This window comes from Xanthomonas hortorum pv. pelargonii (assembly GCF_024499015.1).
GTDB classification, from domain to species: domain Bacteria; phylum Pseudomonadota; class Gammaproteobacteria; order Xanthomonadales; family Xanthomonadaceae; genus Xanthomonas; species Xanthomonas hortorum_B.
The window spans coordinates 4,294,828-4,310,518 of the sequence record NZ_CP098604.1 but is presented as its reverse complement, the minus strand read 5'-3'; the positions used below and the strand labels follow the sequence as shown (position 1 = coordinate 4,310,518).

Here is a 15,691-nt window from a genome sequence, read left to right as displayed (position 1 = left end):
ATGACCGCATCGGACGGTCGCGCCGCGCGTATTGCCCGCAACCACGCACACCGCCCCTCTCGACTGGCCCTTGCACGCCCACCGGCGCGGGATCTTACGCGGCATGGATGCCGCGTAAGAGCCTACACGGACGTACTTGCGGCGTGTCCCGCGATGGTGGGCGGTCAAGGGCCCTGCAACCAAGCTGCAGATCAGCCGGCTGCGCGCACTTGGCAGTTTTGTGAGCCACTCTTGGATGTTCAGTCCCGGCAGGGGATTGGAGATTCGCCTGCCCGTATCAACCGCGACCCACGCGTCGTGTTGACGCGGCTGCGCTGACGCAATGCGCGACCGATTTCGCGTAGCGACGCATCAGACCTGCGGCACCGCACCGGTCTGCGCAAACGCATCCACCAACCGCACGATGCGTGCCTGCGCATCGATGGCGTGCAGCTCCGTCTGCAATCGATGTACGCCTGACGGCAGCTCGCTCGTGCCAAGCGCTTCGCGCAGCAGTGCCGGCAAGCCATCCAACTCGCGCAACCACCACGCTGCTCCGGCGACCTGCAGGCGAGCGGCGTGGTCGAACTGGTCGTAGTCCAGCGGGTACACGATCGATGGCAAGCCTGCGGCCAGGCAGGCATACAGAATGCCAGCGCCGCCATGGTGCACCACCAGCGCGTAACGCTGCAGGTGCTGCGCATAGTCCACATACGGCAGACGCTGATAGTTGCCATGGCCCTGTTGCTGCGGCGCTGCGGTGTCGCCATCGCTGAAATGGAAGATCACGTCCGGAAACTGCGGCGCCAGCGCGCGCAGTACCGCATCCATGCAGTGTTTGACCCACTGCAGATGCGTGCCCAGCGTCACCAGCACATGCCGCCTCCCGGCGACAAACGCAGGCGGCGCAACCGATGCGGGCGGCGTACACAGCTGTGGCCCGACGAAGCGCACCGCCGCAGGCCAGCGCTGCGCTAACTCGAACGACGGCAGGCCCAAGGCAAGAATGCAGAGCGGCGAGTACACCGCCTCGCTGCGATCGCGGCGATAGATCGCCGGCAATCCGCAGGCATGCATCCGGCGGCGATAGCATGCGTGCAGGGTCCGCTTGAAGCCACGCGTAAGCCGCCGCGCCACTGCATGCCAGATGCGCTGTCTTGCGCTGGTCGCCGGCAGCAGACCACCGAAATACGCGGGAGGACCGTCGCTGGTTTCGATCACGCACGGCGACGGCATGCTGGTCCACCACGCGATGTCCATCGCCTGCGCCGCCAGTCCCGCGCTGGGCAAGGTGAAATCGACGATCACCAGGTCCGGCCTTCGCTCGCGCCAGCGCGCTTTCAGCACATCCCCCATCCGCGCCATCAACCCAAGCGCGTTGTGCAGTTGTCGACGCAAGCGCAACGGGTGGTGGCCCACCGCATGCGGTGGGTTGGCGATCTCCAGCAACAGCCGATCGGCTTGCGCATCCAGCACACTGACTGCGCTCAGCCCGCATGCACGGATGCGCGCCTGCGCCGCCGGCGTGCTGATGACCTGCACCTGGTGATATGGCGCCAACTGACGGGCGATCGCAAGGATCGGATGCAGGTGCCCGCTATATGGCGGCGCGATCAGATCGATGCGCATCTGCCCTCCCCCTGCACGGCTTGTTCAAGCCGCGCGATGAACACCTGGCAATCGGCGAGCACCGCCGCGTTACGCAGGTAATCCATGTGCCCGCACGCGGGTGCCAGATCGATCGCAGCACCGAACAGCACGCGCGAGATCCAGTCGCGCTGCCCTTGCAACACGCGCATCTGCCCGAACGACGCGGGCGCAGTGCAGACCGGACCGTAGGCGAACACCGCCAGACGTGCACGTAACGCGTGAGGAAGCTGCAGCGCGGTGAGCAACTGCAGGCCGCAACTGCCTGCCAGCACTACCGTGATCGGCGCCTGCTCCAGCAGCGCCACGATGCGCACGCGATCGGCGTCCGCAACGCGTGCGGCGCGTGCGGCCAGGTACTGCCGCGCGTTGGAGAGACTGGCGCGCCAGAGTGGCGTGCGCCGGTGCGCAGCGCGATCGGGGCGATACGGATAATTGCAGTCGATCAGTTGCCGGCCCGGGCCTTGCAGCTGCTGCAAGAAGTGCTGCTGTTCGACGCTCAACGCGCAGCGCTGCGGATCGCTTTGCCCGGTAAGGAAGGCAATTTGCACAGTAGCGCTGTCAATCGGCACGAAAACGCCCATCCGGGAATACGCGGTAACGACGCGTGCGCCAGCGGATCGTGCGCACCACAGCTGCGTGCAGCAGATGCAGCGGCTGTAGAACTTCGGCGCAAATCGACAGCAATGGCCGGTGACGAATCGCTCCGCTGACGCGCCATTGCACCAGGCACAGCAACAAGGCACGCAGCAGCAACGTAGTCAGCGCACATGCGATGGCCAGCCATGTTGGCTGCACGCACACAGACAGCAGCAAGCCCGTCAGCAACAGCGGCGGCAGCCCTGCAGTACGAAAATTGCGCTGCGTACGCCCAACGTCTGACGGCGCAGCAGGATCAGCGCGAACAACATCCACCGATGCATCTGACGCAGGTAACTCGCAAGATCGGGCATCGCAGTGCGCATCGCCACCGCTGCAGTGGATTGGCACACTCGCCCACCGCGCTCACGCACCAGTGTTGCAAACGCCAGATCGTCAGTCAGCTGCTCCAGCAACCCCGCAAACCCACCCCAGGTGCGCAGCTGTTCGGTGCGGGCGGCATAGCACATGCCATTGATGGTCAGCGGCGCGGCGAACGGCAGCCAGCCCAGATAGGTGAGCGCTGCATTGTTGTTGACGAACTGCGACAACAGGCGGCCTGGCAGCGTTGCGCTGTCCTGGTAATACGGCAGCGCAGTGACCACATCGGCGTGGGTCAGATCCTGCAACAACCGTGCGAGCGCGTTGTTGGTCAGCTGCGCATCGTCGTCGAGGATCAGGCTGATCGGTGCGCACACATGCGGCAGCGCGCAGTCGAGTTTCCATGCTTTCGGATTTACACCAGGTGGCGCCGGAGGCACCAGCACGCGCTCGATGCATCGCTGCGGATACAGAGTCACCAATGTATCGGCAACCGTATTTCCTGCGCGATCCTCCGCATCCAGCAACCAGATGAAGTGTGCATCCGGCAGTGCTTGCAGGTTGGCGGCAAGCACCTGCTGCAAATGCGCGTCGCCGCCGAGGATGGGTTGCAATATCGCCACCTCGGCCTGGGTTGTAGCGGCATCGCTCGATGGCCGCGCGCGTGTATCGTGCACGACCCACAGCACCGCCCCCGTCTTGACCATCAGCACCGCCAGATAGGCCGCTGCCAACGCCAGTGCGGCTACGTCCATTGCGCCGCCTGCCAACGCACGAACGCCTCGATACCTTCTTCCAGGCCAACGCTGGGTTGCCCGAGATCGGCGAGCGTGCGTCGCGGATCGAAGGTCTTCGAATAAGCAAATGCGCCAACACCGAAGCGGGTGATCGGCGGTTCGCCGCGCAGCCGCAGCAGGCGGTAGGCCGCTTCCACCACGCTTGCCATGCGCAGCGCGGTTGCGATACGTACCTCGCGCTGCGGCAACGGCAGCTGCAGGCGCGTCAGCAAGTCCATTAGCAGCTGCTGCAGATCCACCGGCTGTGCATTGGTGAGGTTGTAGGCCGGCTGCAACCGCGGCGCGGTGGCCGCGCGATACAGATAATCGCACAACGTATCGATGTAGATCAGATCGCCGATCACCGGCTGGGTCTGGCCGACAAAGCGTGGCAGCGCGCCTTTGCGCGCCGCGGCGATCACGCGCGGGAACAGCACCGTATCTCCCGGCCCGAACACTGCGCGTGGGCGCAGCACGGATTTCTCGCCTGGATAGTGATCGAGCAAGGTTTCGCCCAGATATTTGGTCTGCGCGTAGGTATTGACGAACGCCGGTCCGATCGGGCTTTCTTCGGTGAGGTCGTATTGATGTGCCTCGCGATAGAACACTGAACTGGACGACACATACAGCAGACGCGGGCAGCCATTGCGCGTGCAGAAATCGATGACGTTGGCGGTGGCCTCTACGTTATGCAGCTGGAACTGCGCGCGCGTGCCCCACGGCGATGCCAGCGCGGCTGCGTGAATCACCACATCCGGCTGCCACTCCAGCGAGAATGGCCGGCTCAGATCGATGCGATGGTAGTTGGGTAGATCGCTGGCGCGGCGACCGATGCCATGGATCTCCACACCCGGCTGGCCCTGGAAACGCCGCAGGAACGAACCACCGACAAAACCGGACGCGCCGGTCACGAGAATGCGCAGGCTCATCGCCACTCCGGTTGATAACGGTCAAGGCTGGGCTGGCAATGCGACGGCAGGATCGCCAGCTCGAGATGCGCTTGCGACAGCCCGTGCAACTGATGCACCGTGCGTTGAAACGCTGCCCAATCGTGCATCAATAAACGCGTGGGCCATGCTGGCCACTGCAGCGTTGCCCACGTCGCCGACGACCACACCGCGTCGGCACACAGCAACACCTCGCGGTCGTGCTGATCGCGTAACCACAGGCCCATCTGCCCAGGCACGTGTCCGGGCAACGGCACGGCCAGCACGCTGCCGTCTTCGAACAGATCGTAGGCCGCGCCCAACCCTTGCCAGGCACCGGTCAGCGCACGCACCGGTGCTTGCTCGGCAAACTGCAGCCGTCGGTCGAAATCGGCGGGTAGCAGCTGCGGCAACAAGGCGCGGCGCAGGCCGCCAAGGCGCGAACAACTGCGCAGCTGTTGATAATCCGCACGCAGGCAGATGAAGCGCGCATTCGGCAGATCACGCAGGCCGCCGACATGGTCGGCATGGAAGTGCGAAATCAGGCACCAGGCAATCTCCTCCAGCTGCACGCCGCGACGTGCCAACTGCGCGCCCAGCGTTTCGTGCGCGGGCAAACTCACCGGCGTGGTCCAGCGGTACAGGCGCTCGGGCCAGGGATCGGTGGCGCGAAAGAAATGCTCGGCATAGCCAGTGTCGTACAGCAGTGCGCCACGCTGCGGATGCCGAATCAGCACGCTCAATGCCGGGAACTCCACTGCATGCCAGCGCCCGTCCGCACGCACCATGCGCTCGCAGTGGCGGCAATGGCCGATGCGCAGCAACTCCAGCGACACGCGCGGCGGCATCAGGACACGACCTGTTCGGGAAGTGAGTACACGTCCTAGTACCGCAATACCATGCCGCCGATCGCCAGCCCGGCGCCGGTGCCGAGCAGTGCGAACAGATCGCCGCGTTGCAAACGCTGCTCGATCCGCGCGTGATGCAAGGCGTGCGGCAACGATGCGGCGACCTGATTGCCGGTGGCATGCAGGATGCGAATCACCTGATCGGGGCGCAGCCCCAAGGCCTGCACCACATGATCCAGACCGCCGCCGGAGGCCTGATGCGGCACAAAGCAGCGCAAGGCGTCTGTGGTGGTGCCCGCCTCGCGCAGCAATTGCTCCCAGAAGGTAGGCAGGTAGCGCGCCGCGAAGCGGTAGGCGCCGCGTCCATCCATACTGAAGGTGCGCAAGGCATCGGGCGCACTTTCTTCGCCACGCGGATAACGCGTGCCGCCGCCGCGAATACGGCACAGCTCCGCGCCATCGCCATAACTGCACAGGCGGCTGGACAGCAATGCCGAGCCGTCTTCCGCAGCGCTGCGTCCCACGATCACTGCAGCCGCACCGTCGCCAAACAACCCGGCCGTAGCCGGCGCCGATGCATCCAGCCCGCCCGATGCGACCTCGCTGGAGACGATCAAGACGCGCTGATAGCGCCCGAGCGCCAACGCATTGGCGGCCATGTCCAATGCCACCAGAAAACTCAGACAGGTCGCATTGACGTCGAACGCGGGAATGCCAGAATCGCCCAGGCCAAGCGCGCGCTGGATCAATACCGCCTGGCAGGGAATCGGCTGCTCCATGACGCTGCAGGCCGAGATCAGGCAATCGATGTCGCCGGCCTCGATGCCGGCGCTGGCCAGCGCCTGGGTCGCGGCGGCGGCGCCCATCGACGATGCGGTCTCGCCCTCGCCCACGTAATGGCGGCTGGCCACGCCAGAGCGCGCGAACGTGGTGCCCGCCGGCAACTGCCAGCGCGCGTCCAATTGTTGCGAGGTCACCTCCGTCGCGGGGACATGGCGCCCGGTGCCCAGAATGCGCAGCGGCAATGCGTTCAACGCGGAGGTCTCATTGGACAAGGCGCGCAGCATAACGTGGCTGGCGTTGGCCGACTCGATTGATCGCACGCTGCGCATCGCCTTCAGACGAAGAAGTTCATGGCGCGGCCTATCAAGCCTTAGGAGCGGCCATCGAACCTGCTGCGCTTACGGCGCCTCCACCGCATATCCCATCGCCTGCAGCCGTGCGAGATATCCATCCGGCGCCGTCAACCGGCTGATCGGCAGCACCGCGAAGGTACTGCGATTGCGTTGCAACGCCGTGGTGGCGATGCTCAGCCAAGGCTCGCGCATGCGGCGTTCGAGATCGTCGATACCACGCGCCCTGGCCGCACCGGAGCTGGCCATCGCGCTCATGCAGGCGGCCTGCGGATCTTCGCGCGGCAGTTGGCGCAGCGCTTCGATATCGCCCACCGACCATGCGTTGGCGCGCTCGACCATCGTGGGCAGATCGCGCTCCACTGTCACCAGAATGCTGCGAAAGCACGCGGTATCGTCCATGCCGCCGGCACGGAATTCCTTGATGGCCTGGCGCGGGTCCTTGATCTTGTAGTCCAGCGCCGTAGGTGTCGGTTTGATACCTGCGCGCTTGGCGGCACGCTCCACCACCGACCAGATCACCGGCGAACGGGCCAGGCCGGAGCGCTTGATCGCCGCCTGATACAACTCACCGGCGGCAAGCATCGGGCGCTTGCGCTCCACACCCCGATCGCCACCGATATAGCGTGCCTTGGCCAGGCTCCAACGGGCATACAGATCGGGAGGCAACACCTCGCGTAGTTCGCGGCCGTCTTCGTTCTTCATCGCCTTCATCGCGGACGGCAGCAAGGTCAACTTGCCGAAAAATCCCATGTCCGCATCGATCTGCACGGTCGGCGCCATCAGGACCTGCTGGGACTGCCCGATGATCGTTTCCACCTCGGTCGACTGCCACTGCAGCCGCTTCGGCAATGGCGACAAGGTGCCCAGGATCCACAACACCTGATCGCCCTTGCTGACCTTCCACAAGCCCGGGCCGGGTTGCACGCCGCGCACCACCATCGCGTCCAGATCGACCACCGCCGGTGGCGGTGGCGGTGGCGGTGGCGGTGGCGCAGCCACTTTCGGCGTGGCGCTATCGCTGGCCGCCGCCAGCAGCGACACCAGCATCAATCCGGCTCCCCACACCGCCCCCTTGCGTCGCATCACATGTCGCCCCTGTGTGAGACGCGGACATTACGCCAAGCCGGCCACCGCCGCGTTAGGGAAGCGTTCGGCATGGCAGGCCCAACCGTAGCTCAGCGCGGGACCAAGGTTGCCAGGTGCGCGGCCAGCGGCGAGGCATCGTCGAGCAGCGCGAACCCTTCCCACACGAACCCGGGCGAGACCGTGCAACCCACTAGGGTGAAATCGCCAAGCGAGCGTGCTGCCTGCCAGCAGCCGGCCGGCACCACGTGCATCGGCTCACCGCGCTCGGCCGCATCCAGGATCAGGCGTTGCAACTGCCCGCTGGCCTCGTCATAGATCAGCAGCTCCAGCGCATCGCCTTGCTGCCAATGCCAGCTTTCCTCGGCGTCCACGCGATGCCAGGCGCTGCATTCGCCGACACTGAGCAAAAAGCGGATCGCGGTCAGCGCGGGACGCGTGTGCCCGCCATCGGTGATCTGACGAGCAGACGCATAGACACGACGGAAGTGCCCTCCTTCCGGATGCGGGGCGAGGTCTAACGAGCGAATCAGATCAGCGGCGGTTGGATGCATCCCTGCATGCTAAGACAGCGCGCGCCGCCGTGCATCAGGGTAAATGCTTGCCAGCACGCAGACAGGTGCGGAAGAACACCAGCAGATCCCAGCTATAGCGCTTGAGCAGACGGCGTGGCTCGTGGAGCAGCCGATACATCCATTCCATATGCAGACGCTGCACCCACTCGGGCGCACGCTTGGCGGTACCGGACAGGAAGTCCAGCAGTGCGCCAACACCGAACACCAGCGGCACCGTCAGCGCCTGGCTGTGATCGAGGATCCAGCGCTCCTGCAAGGGGTTGCCGAAGGCCACCAGCAGCACGTCGGCGCCGGAGCGGTTGATGCGCTCGGCCAGGCCCTCGCCCGCCGCGGCAAACTCGCCGTAGCCATCGCACATGCCCACCACTTGCTGCCCCAGCGTGCCGGTCAGCGTGGCGGCCGCGGTCTTGCCCACGCCGGGGCGCCCGCCCAGCAGGAAGAACTTGAGCGGATGCGCAGCGTGGCGGCACAGATACGGAATCAGATCGGTGCCATTGAGATTGCCGGCAAAGCGGCGGCCATGGATCAGCCGCGCGGCCAGATCCATGCCGATCCCGTCATTGACGATGCGCACGCTGGGCTCGCGCATCCGCATGCGCAACGCCTGGCATTGCACGATGAAATTGGTGTTGGCAAAGAACACCCGGCGCCGCTGCTGCGCCGCCAGCGCATGGAACAACTCCAGCGCAAAGGCCTCTTGCGTCGTGGACAACACCGGAAACCCGCCAAGCGGAATCACCACGCCTCGGGTTGGCGCGCCATTGCCGGCAGTCGTTGTTTCCGTATCCACGTGCTGGCCCTGCATCATCGAATCACCAAAGGTCGTAAGGGAATGCGGCCAGCAATCCGGCCTGCAAACTCGCCAGGTCGAACTCGCCATTGCCGCCCAGATTCAGGCACTCTTCCACGCTATTGCCCGAATGCCACTGCGTGCGTCCGGTGCCGTTGTAGTAGTCGTCGTACTTGAAGCGGTCTTCGCCGTTGCCCCAGTCCAGATATACCGCCGGGATCCCGTACGCCTCGGCCAGAATCAGCCCGTGCAGCGAGCTGCTGATCACCAACTCGGCGCCCAGCAGTGCGCTCATGAAGGTCGCAGGCTTGACGTTGGGAAACACCAGATGGTCGGCATACGCGCTGTATTTTTCGACCGGCTCGTTGAAGTGCGGAACGATGGCGAACGGACGCTTGTTTACCGCGCCAAGCGCATCGGCGGGAAAGAACATCGGCGTCAGCAGACCAGGGTCGCCATAGACCTCGGGCACCGCGATGCCGCGCTCCATCAAAAACTTGCGCGTCTTCGGCCCACGCACCGCACGCACGTCGAGCGTACTGAAGGTGTTGCGTTCGGCCGGAATCTTGCCGTTGATGCCACTGCCCCAGACGGTGTCGCCATCTTTGGCGAAGTGCAGCACCGAGCCGATCGCGATCAATTTCTTGCTGAGATCGCGCTTTTCAATCAGCGTTTTGTCCTGCAAGGACAGCACGCAGGAGACGATCACCTTGGACAGGTGATCCCCCATGTTGACGCCAGCGTTTTTCGGCTGCCACCAGAACAATGCACGACGTTCGGCATGTTCTATCCACTTCTGCAGTAAAGCGTTGGCCATCGTGAGGGATCTCCTTTAAAAAACGAATGAGCGAGCCGCATCAATGCGAGAGCGCAGCCTCCGCGGAGGTGCGCGCGGCTGCGCCGGTGTTCTGCGGGTACAAGCGGGTCTCTGGATACGCACCGGGATTGAGCACGCGATCGGTGGTATCGGACCAATTCAGGCACTGGCGATAGCGCACGTGAGGTGCTTCCAATGCCAGCCCGATTGCCGCAATGATCGAATCAGCGTCGCCTGGAGTGTAGCCGAAACGCGACTGATAGGGCCCGACGACGACGTTCGGGCAGACTGCCGGCAGCCCAAAAAAATCGTACTGCAATAGCTTCATCGAGCTGTCGGCCAGATAGATCGGCACCTGCTCGGATGCATAAGGCGCGATGCCGAAACGGGCGTGCTTGATGTAGCCGATGGTCTCGACATGCTTCATTTCGCCATAGACCGTCACGTTGTCGCCGTAACCAGGATGACGCCCCATGCCCGAGCCGATCACATGGAACGTGACGTGCGGAAAGGCCTTGCTGGCGACAACGAAGAATTCCGGATCGAACAACATCGAGCCCACTGCCACCGCGTGGATGCCCTCGCCATACGGCGATGGATCGCCCAGCTGGTCCAGGTTGTGATCCACGCCATGACCGACGTGATAGACGTTGTCGCGGCTTGCCACTTCCTCGGCCATCGCTGGCGACACCAGTGCAATCACATCGAGTGTTGGCGCAACACGGTCGAACTCGCGCTCGATGTAGGAAGCGACATTGATCGTGCTCAAGGCATCGGATGCACGATAGACCAGCTTGGCCGCAGGATTGATGCGCTTGGCGAGCTCGATGAAAGCAACTGCGATGCCACTCTCGAACACGATCACGTCCGCCTCGCGCATCCAGTCAAGCAACTGACGCGGTGGATGCGCGGCGTACCAGCGAAACATCGCATCCTCGACCGCGCGTAGCCACGCGCGGCGCGTATTGAACGGGTGCACCGTGGTGCGCCATAGATAGCAGTCGACCCCCTTGTGCGAGACGACAGTGTTCGCCGTTTCATCCAGCGGCAGTCGCATGTCGCCCTTCATGCGCGAGAGCCTGCTATAGCGCAGCGAGAAAAATCGCGTGGTCCCGCGCAATGCCAGTTGATCGGTGATGAAGTGGATATTGGCGCGACGCGGCGTACGGTAATCGTGTGCGGACAAGACCAGATAGCAAGGCCGGGCAATGCCGGTAGCGGCGGCGGGTGTGTCGCTCATGGGCCGTGTCCTATGGATGAGTGGAAAAGAGCATGCACAAACGCAGGCGAGGACAGTGTCGATCTCATCGGCGTGCCTTGGCCTGGGTCAGTAATTTGCGGATATTGACGATGGACAGCACATCGCGGCGGAACGCCGGCCAGATCGCCAGGGCCAGCAGACAGACGGCTGCCATCGCCCCTGCCCCAGCGGCAAGTTGCTGCCACAACGGGCCACCGGCCACGACGGAGGCGTAGTACGCGCAGCCACCGGCCACACCGTAGGCCACCATCGGGCGCAAGGCGTTGGTAAACAGCGAGCGCACTGGCGCGTCGGAAATCTTGCCAATCCAGACCAGCGACAACGGCCAGATCAATAGCAGCCCGAACGAATAGCCGATCGCCACGCCCATCGCGCCCCAGCGCGAGCCGGCAAAGATGCAACCAATCAGCACGATGCGCCCGACCAGCGAGTAAATAAGCTGCTGGCGCATCAATCCCTTGGACAGGAAGACCCAATAGGTGGCGTAGGACGCGGTCTGGAAAATTCCGCCCAGGGTCAACACCTGAAACAACGGAACCGCATCGCGCCACTGCTCGCCAAGCACCAGCACGATCAACGGCATCGCCAGCGCACAGGAAAAGGCGAACAGTGCAAAGATCAAGTGCACCATCACCGTTTGCCCACGCAGCAGGAAAGCGTTGAAGCGTTCGCGGTCGTCCTGCAGCTGCGACAGCACCGGCAACGCCACGCTGGTCGCCGGCGCGTTGATCTGGTTCAACGGCATCATCAGCAATTGGAAGGCGCGGTTGTACAGGCCCAGTGCGTCCGGGCCGGTCCGCCAACCGATGATGACCTGGCCGACATTGCGGCTGGCATATCCCAGCAACTGCGCGGCCATCAGATTCCAGCCGAAGCTCATGAAATCGCGCATCGGCGCGGCACGCTGGTAGCCGCGTGGCAACCAGCGTGAGCAACTCGCGGCGATCAAGAAATTGACGCTGGCTTGCACCACCTGCTGCACCACCAGCGCCCAATAACCCCACCCGAGCAACGCCGCAGCAACAGCTGCAACCAAGCCCAGCACCTGCGAACCGACATCACTCAACGCCACCTGCCCGAAGCGCAGACCACGGCTCAGATGCGCGCGGTACTGCGTGGTCATGCCGTTGATCAGGAAGGTCACCGCCAGCGCCTGCGAGATCATCACCAGCGCCGGCTCTTTGTAGAAATTGGCGATCAGGTGGGCAGAGGCATACACCACCACCGATAGCGACAAGCCGATACCGCTGTTGATCCAGAACAGGTTGTCGCGTTGTTCGCGGCTCACATGCTTGGCTTGCACGGCAGCGGCGGACAGACCGAAATCGCGCAGGATCTCGGCAGCACCGACGATCGCGGTGACCATCGCCATCAAGCCGTAGTCGTAAGGCGTCAGCAACCGCGCCAGCAAAATGATGCCGCCGAACTGCACGACCATCTTGGCCGACTGGCCGATCATGGTCACCGCTGCGCCACCTGCGGCACGCGAACCGAGGCTGCGTGGTGGGGGCGGCGTGGGGGATGTCATCGTTGGGATCTCTGCGGTCACAGCGCGGCGTCTCCATCCTTGCCGAGCGCTTCCAGGTAGGTGCGGTAGTGCAACTGCCCGATCCGTGGCCAATCACGTTGCGAAAGATCCGGTGCCGGGCCGCGTGGCGCGGCGCGTACCTTGTCCAGCATGCCGGTCAGCAGCGCTGCATCGAAGTCGCCTTCATAGAGAAACACCCAGCCCGGGCCGACTTCCTCGGCAATGGCCGCATTCGACTCGCTCCACGGTGCCAGCACCGGGCGCGCCAGCGACAACGCCAGCAGCAGCGTACCGGAGTTGTGCATCTGCCGATACGGCAACACCACCAGCTCGGCCTGGCTGACTTCGCGCGCCAACACCGGCTCTTCCACATAGGCCAGCAGCGCGGTGACACGTGGATCCTGCGCGCAGGCATCCTCCACCAGCGTGCGCATCTGCGGCGTGGCTGGGTTGCCGACGATGCGTAGATTCAAGCGCGCATCGTCCACTTCGCGCATCACATCCAGCAGCGTTTCCACACCCTTGTACGGACGAATCAAACCGAAGTGCAGCAGCCGCCCCGGCACCGTACTGCCCTGCTGCATGGTCGCGAACCAGTCGCGGTAATGGCCATGCAGGATGGTGTCGGTGAACGGCGGTCGCGGCGGCGTGGTCGCATTGATGCGGATCCAGCGACGCGTCAAACGGTCGATCCACCGCAACAGGTTGCGCTCACGCCAATCGCGATCTTCGTGCGGCGCCAGGTTGTGCAAGGTACGCACCACCGGCGTGCCGGTCAGTTGCAGCTTGAGCAACAACAGCGCCGCACACACCTGCTTGGCCAACGTGCCGGCAGCACTCGGATGACGCAGCAGATATTCCGGCCAATGCAGATGCAGTACGTCGTAACGCGACAACAACGCATCGCGCATCGAGAAGAAGCGCGGTTGCACCGCATCCGGCAACGAAGCGTAGAGCTGAGTCAGATACGGATTGGTGTTGGCGTTGGGCTTCTCGGTGGAGAACAGCACGGTGACCTGCGGCTGCGTGGCCGCACGCGTCAGCGAGGCAGACGCAAGCGCACTCATCGCACCGCCTCCTGCGCGCGGCGCGTGCCCAGCGCGGTGTGGTATTCGTCGATATAGCGCCCCACCACATGTTTCCAGTCGTAGCGGCTCACATACGCCATGGATGCGGCGCGACGCGTGTCGAAATCCGCATCCGCCTGCAGCGCAAGCGCCTGCACCTGATCGGCCGCTATCTCGAGCCTGTCGCGATTGACGATCACGCCCTGACCGGACTCGCCGGCAAGACGCACGAACGGCGGGATATCGCTGAGGATCGGAATCAGGCCCGCACTCATCGCCTCGACTGCCGCAATGCCGAACCCTTCATGCCGCGACAGGCACACGAAGAACTGCGCCTGATGCATCAGCGTACGCAGCTCTTCCTGCGAAGGCGACATGCTCAGCTGCACCTTGTCCTGCAAGCCACGCTCGGCGATCGCCTTGCGCAGATCGGCCTCGTTCAAATCGTACTCGCGGCCGGCGATGATCAGCCGCCACTGCGGATCGCGCTTGAGCGCGGCTTGGAGCAACTCCAGGGTTTCGATCAGCCCCTTGTTCACCGACCAGCGCCCGAAATAAAGCATTGTGCGGCCGGGCGTTGTTGCGCCCTGCCCTGCGTACTTCTCCACGTCAACGCCGTTCTCGATCACCCGCAGGCGCGCCGGCGACACCACCTTGGCGAACAGATCGCCATCGTTCTCGCTGGTAGCGATCACCCGCGCATACGCCAGCGCAGAGGTGCGGGTCAGCGTCTGAAACCACAACTGCTTCATCCGCGAGGCGTAGGCGGTATGGAAAAACCCGCCATGCGTGGAGACCACCATCGGCTTGCCATGCAGCGGCTTGGTCAGCGCAAGATAGTCGTAGAAAAAATCGATGCCATGCAGATGCACCAGATCCGCCGAGCGAATCGCACCGAGCACCGATGGCGCAAACGGGTAGCGCGACGAACCGCGGTAACCGATGCGCCGGATCGGCAGGCCCTGATGGGTTTCCTGCGCAGCAAGTTGCGCGCCTGGATCGGTGAACACCCGGTCCAACGTCACGATCTCCACAGTATCGGCACTGTTGGCCTGATGTTGACGGGCCACATTGAGAACGACTTCCTCCATGCCTCCGATCGAAGGATGGAATTGGCGGACAACATGCACCACTTTCATTACGCCAATCTCCTGTGCCCGCAACGCGCAACTGCGTGTTGCGACGGCTGATGATTCTGGAAGCTCGTCATTTACCTTTCAACCCCAACATCCACGGCGCAATGCGCACCAACACTGCACGCATCGGCACACTGGCAACAATCGCCACCGTGCACAAACTCATCGCCCATGCTGGCGTGCCGATCATGCTGGGTGCGATCACACCGGTACGTGCCACCACGCTGGTGAGTACCAGAAACACCAGCGTATGCGTGCACAGAATCAGCAAGGTGTTGGCGCCAATCCACTGCAGCCAACGCCATTGCCGAACGAAGTAGGCAACGCACAAGTTCATCGCCGTGCCCAGCAGGCTGACCAGCAAAAACGCCGCAGCGGACTGCCCGAACTGCAGATTGTTCACATCCACTTGCCCGTTCCATGCCGCCAACCACCACCAGGCTACTGCCAGCACCGGGAGTGCCAATGCCCACGCCATGGCGCCAAGCGATCGCAGCGCATCGGCGTAGCGCGATAGCCAGCCGCCAACGGCGATGAAGAACAGCGCGACCGGCAATACGTCAAACGCAAACGGAAGCCGTAGCTGCAGCGACGGGAACCAGCCGGCCCATGCCAATGCAAGCGGCAGGCAGGTTGCAGCCAGCACCGTCGTACTCAAGCGCGCGCGCAATGCAATGTAGGCGAGCGTGGTGACAAACAGCGCCGGCAAAAACCACAACGCCGGAAGCACATACAGGCTTGCGCCGTTGGCCCAGAACAAACCCGCAAACGGATCCCACCACGGCAAGCTGTGCGATGGATGCGCCGCGCGGCTGGTCACTCCCATCAACATCCAGCAAGCGTAGGCCACCAGAAAGAACGCAAGGTAGGGAATGAGCAGCGTGCGCGCCAACTTCTTGATCGTCGCCACCGTCATTGCACGGCGACCGAAGCGCTCGCCCACCCAGCCGGACAGCACAAAAAACAACGGAACGTGAAAGCTGTAGGCGAACAGCTTGTAGGCCGCCGGCATGCCGCTGGCATGCCCCAACACCACCAGCACGATGGCCAGCGCTTTTGCTGCATCGATCTGCCAATCGCGGGTCAGCGCCGGTGATGGCGCGGCCCTGGCCCCCGAGCTGTCGTGCCTGGCTGCAGTGGAATACGGCGCGGTCGTCATGGC

General features: G+C 63.8%; 14 protein-coding genes and 1 pseudogene. All 15 read right to left on the bottom strand.

The annotated features are described in order from the left end of the window. Window positions 1-351: 351 nt before the first annotated feature. The gene (locus NDY25_RS18530) at window positions 352-1,608 is read right to left on the bottom strand and encodes a glycosyltransferase (RefSeq protein ID WP_168958430.1); all 1,257 of its coding nucleotides are present in this window, start codon (window positions 1,606-1,608) and stop codon (window positions 352-354) included. Then, complete coding sequence (locus tag NDY25_RS18525; RefSeq protein ID WP_256627620.1) at window positions 1,593-2,210, bottom strand: hypothetical protein; 618 nt, start codon at window positions 2,208-2,210, stop codon at window positions 1,593-1,595. The genes NDY25_RS18530 and NDY25_RS18525 overlap by 16 nt, the downstream gene beginning before the upstream one ends. After that, window positions 2,188-3,341, bottom strand: a pseudogene (locus NDY25_RS18520) (glycosyltransferase). The gene NDY25_RS18525 and the pseudogene NDY25_RS18520 overlap by 23 nt, the downstream one beginning before the upstream one ends. Beyond that, window positions 3,332-4,291, bottom strand: coding sequence for an NAD-dependent epimerase/dehydratase family protein (locus NDY25_RS18515; RefSeq protein WP_168958433.1), 960 nt, complete (start codon window positions 4,289-4,291; stop codon window positions 3,332-3,334). Before NDY25_RS18515 ends, NDY25_RS18520 begins: the two are co-directional and overlap by 10 nt. Then, window positions 4,288-5,136, bottom strand: coding sequence for an MBL fold metallo-hydrolase (locus NDY25_RS18510; RefSeq protein WP_168958434.1), 849 nt, complete (start codon window positions 5,134-5,136; stop codon window positions 4,288-4,290). Before NDY25_RS18510 ends, NDY25_RS18515 begins: the two co-directional genes overlap by 4 nt. Before the next feature lie 35 nt (window positions 5,137-5,171). Beyond that, window positions 5,172-6,203: a 3-oxoacyl-[acyl-carrier-protein] synthase III C-terminal domain-containing protein gene (locus NDY25_RS18505; RefSeq protein WP_168958463.1), complete on the bottom strand. Its 1,032-nt coding sequence runs from the start codon at window positions 6,201-6,203 to the stop codon at window positions 5,172-5,174. A 114-nt stretch (window positions 6,204-6,317) separates the two neighbouring features. Next, the gene (locus NDY25_RS18500; protein ID WP_168958435.1) at window positions 6,318-7,355 is read right to left on the bottom strand and encodes a TraB/GumN family protein; all 1,038 of its coding nucleotides are present in this window, start codon (window positions 7,353-7,355) and stop codon (window positions 6,318-6,320) included. Window positions 7,356-7,447: 92 nt separating this feature from the next. Then, window positions 7,448-7,909, bottom strand: coding sequence for a cupin domain-containing protein (locus tag NDY25_RS18495; protein WP_168958436.1), 462 nt, complete (start codon window positions 7,907-7,909; stop codon window positions 7,448-7,450). A 34-nt stretch (window positions 7,910-7,943) separates the two neighbouring features. Further along, complete coding sequence (locus NDY25_RS18490; RefSeq protein WP_168958437.1) at window positions 7,944-8,738, bottom strand: WecB/TagA/CpsF family glycosyltransferase; 795 nt, start codon at window positions 8,736-8,738, stop codon at window positions 7,944-7,946. Window positions 8,739-8,742: 4 nt separating this feature from the next. Beyond that, on the bottom strand, window positions 8,743-9,537 hold the full coding sequence (locus NDY25_RS18485) for a polysaccharide pyruvyl transferase family protein (RefSeq protein ID WP_168958438.1): 795 nt from the start codon (window positions 9,535-9,537) through the stop codon (window positions 8,743-8,745). Window positions 9,538-9,577: 40 nt separating this feature from the next. Continuing rightward, a complete protein-coding gene (locus tag NDY25_RS18480; RefSeq protein WP_168958439.1) occupies window positions 9,578-10,777 on the bottom strand; it encodes a GumK N-terminal domain-containing glycosyltransferase in 1,200 nt (399 codons plus the stop codon). A gap of 64 nt (window positions 10,778-10,841) precedes the next feature. Then, window positions 10,842-12,326: a lipopolysaccharide biosynthesis protein gene (locus tag NDY25_RS18475; protein WP_043889285.1), complete on the bottom strand. Its 1,485-nt coding sequence runs from the start codon at window positions 12,324-12,326 to the stop codon at window positions 10,842-10,844. 17 nt (window positions 12,327-12,343) lie between these two features. Further along, window positions 12,344-13,393 (bottom strand): glycosyltransferase, encoded by a 1,050-nt coding sequence (locus NDY25_RS18470; RefSeq protein WP_251754883.1) that lies wholly within the window; start codon window positions 13,391-13,393, stop codon window positions 12,344-12,346. After that, a complete protein-coding gene (locus tag NDY25_RS18465; RefSeq protein ID WP_168958441.1) occupies window positions 13,390-14,532 on the bottom strand; it encodes a glycosyltransferase family 4 protein in 1,143 nt (380 codons plus the stop codon). Before NDY25_RS18465 ends, NDY25_RS18470 begins: the two co-directional genes overlap by 4 nt. A gap of 67 nt (window positions 14,533-14,599) precedes the next feature. Beyond that, the gene (locus tag NDY25_RS18460; protein ID WP_168958442.1) at window positions 14,600-15,688 is read right to left on the bottom strand and encodes an acyltransferase family protein; all 1,089 of its coding nucleotides are present in this window, start codon (window positions 15,686-15,688) and stop codon (window positions 14,600-14,602) included. Window positions 15,689-15,691: the final 3 nt, after the last annotated feature.

Coding starts and splice junctions, on each gene's coding strand:
- NDY25_RS18530 (WP_168958430.1), bottom strand. CDS start 1,608: ATGCGCATCGATCTGATCGCGCCGCCATATAGCGGGCACCTGCATCCG.
- NDY25_RS18525 (WP_256627620.1), bottom strand. CDS start 2,210: ATGGGCGTTTTCGTGCCGATTGACAGCGCTACTGTGCAAATTGCCTTC.
- NDY25_RS18515 (WP_168958433.1), bottom strand. CDS start 4,291: ATGAGCCTGCGCATTCTCGTGACCGGCGCGTCCGGTTTTGTCGGTGGT.
- NDY25_RS18510 (WP_168958434.1), bottom strand. CDS start 5,136: ATGCCGCCGCGCGTGTCGCTGGAGTTGCTGCGCATCGGCCATTGCCGC.
- NDY25_RS18505 (WP_168958463.1), bottom strand. CDS start 6,203: ATGCTGCGCGCCTTGTCCAATGAGACCTCCGCGTTGAACGCATTGCCG.
- NDY25_RS18500 (WP_168958435.1), bottom strand. CDS start 7,355: ATGCGACGCAAGGGGGCGGTGTGGGGAGCCGGATTGATGCTGGTGTCG.
- NDY25_RS18495 (WP_168958436.1), bottom strand. CDS start 7,909: ATGCATCCAACCGCCGCTGATCTGATTCGCTCGTTAGACCTCGCCCCG.
- NDY25_RS18490 (WP_168958437.1), bottom strand. CDS start 8,738: ATGATGCAGGGCCAGCACGTGGATACGGAAACAACGACTGCCGGCAAT.
- NDY25_RS18485 (WP_168958438.1), bottom strand. CDS start 9,537: ATGGCCAACGCTTTACTGCAGAAGTGGATAGAACATGCCGAACGTCGT.
- NDY25_RS18480 (WP_168958439.1), bottom strand. CDS start 10,777: ATGAGCGACACACCCGCCGCCGCTACCGGCATTGCCCGGCCTTGCTAT.
- NDY25_RS18475 (WP_043889285.1), bottom strand. CDS start 12,326: ATGACATCCCCCACGCCGCCCCCACCACGCAGCCTCGGTTCGCGTGCC.
- NDY25_RS18470 (WP_251754883.1), bottom strand. CDS start 13,393: ATGAGTGCGCTTGCGTCTGCCTCGCTGACGCGTGCGGCCACGCAGCCG.
- NDY25_RS18465 (WP_168958441.1), bottom strand. CDS start 14,532: ATGAAAGTGGTGCATGTTGTCCGCCAATTCCATCCTTCGATCGGAGGC.
- NDY25_RS18460 (WP_168958442.1), bottom strand. CDS start 15,688: ATGACGACCGCGCCGTATTCCACTGCAGCCAGGCACGACAGCTCGGGG.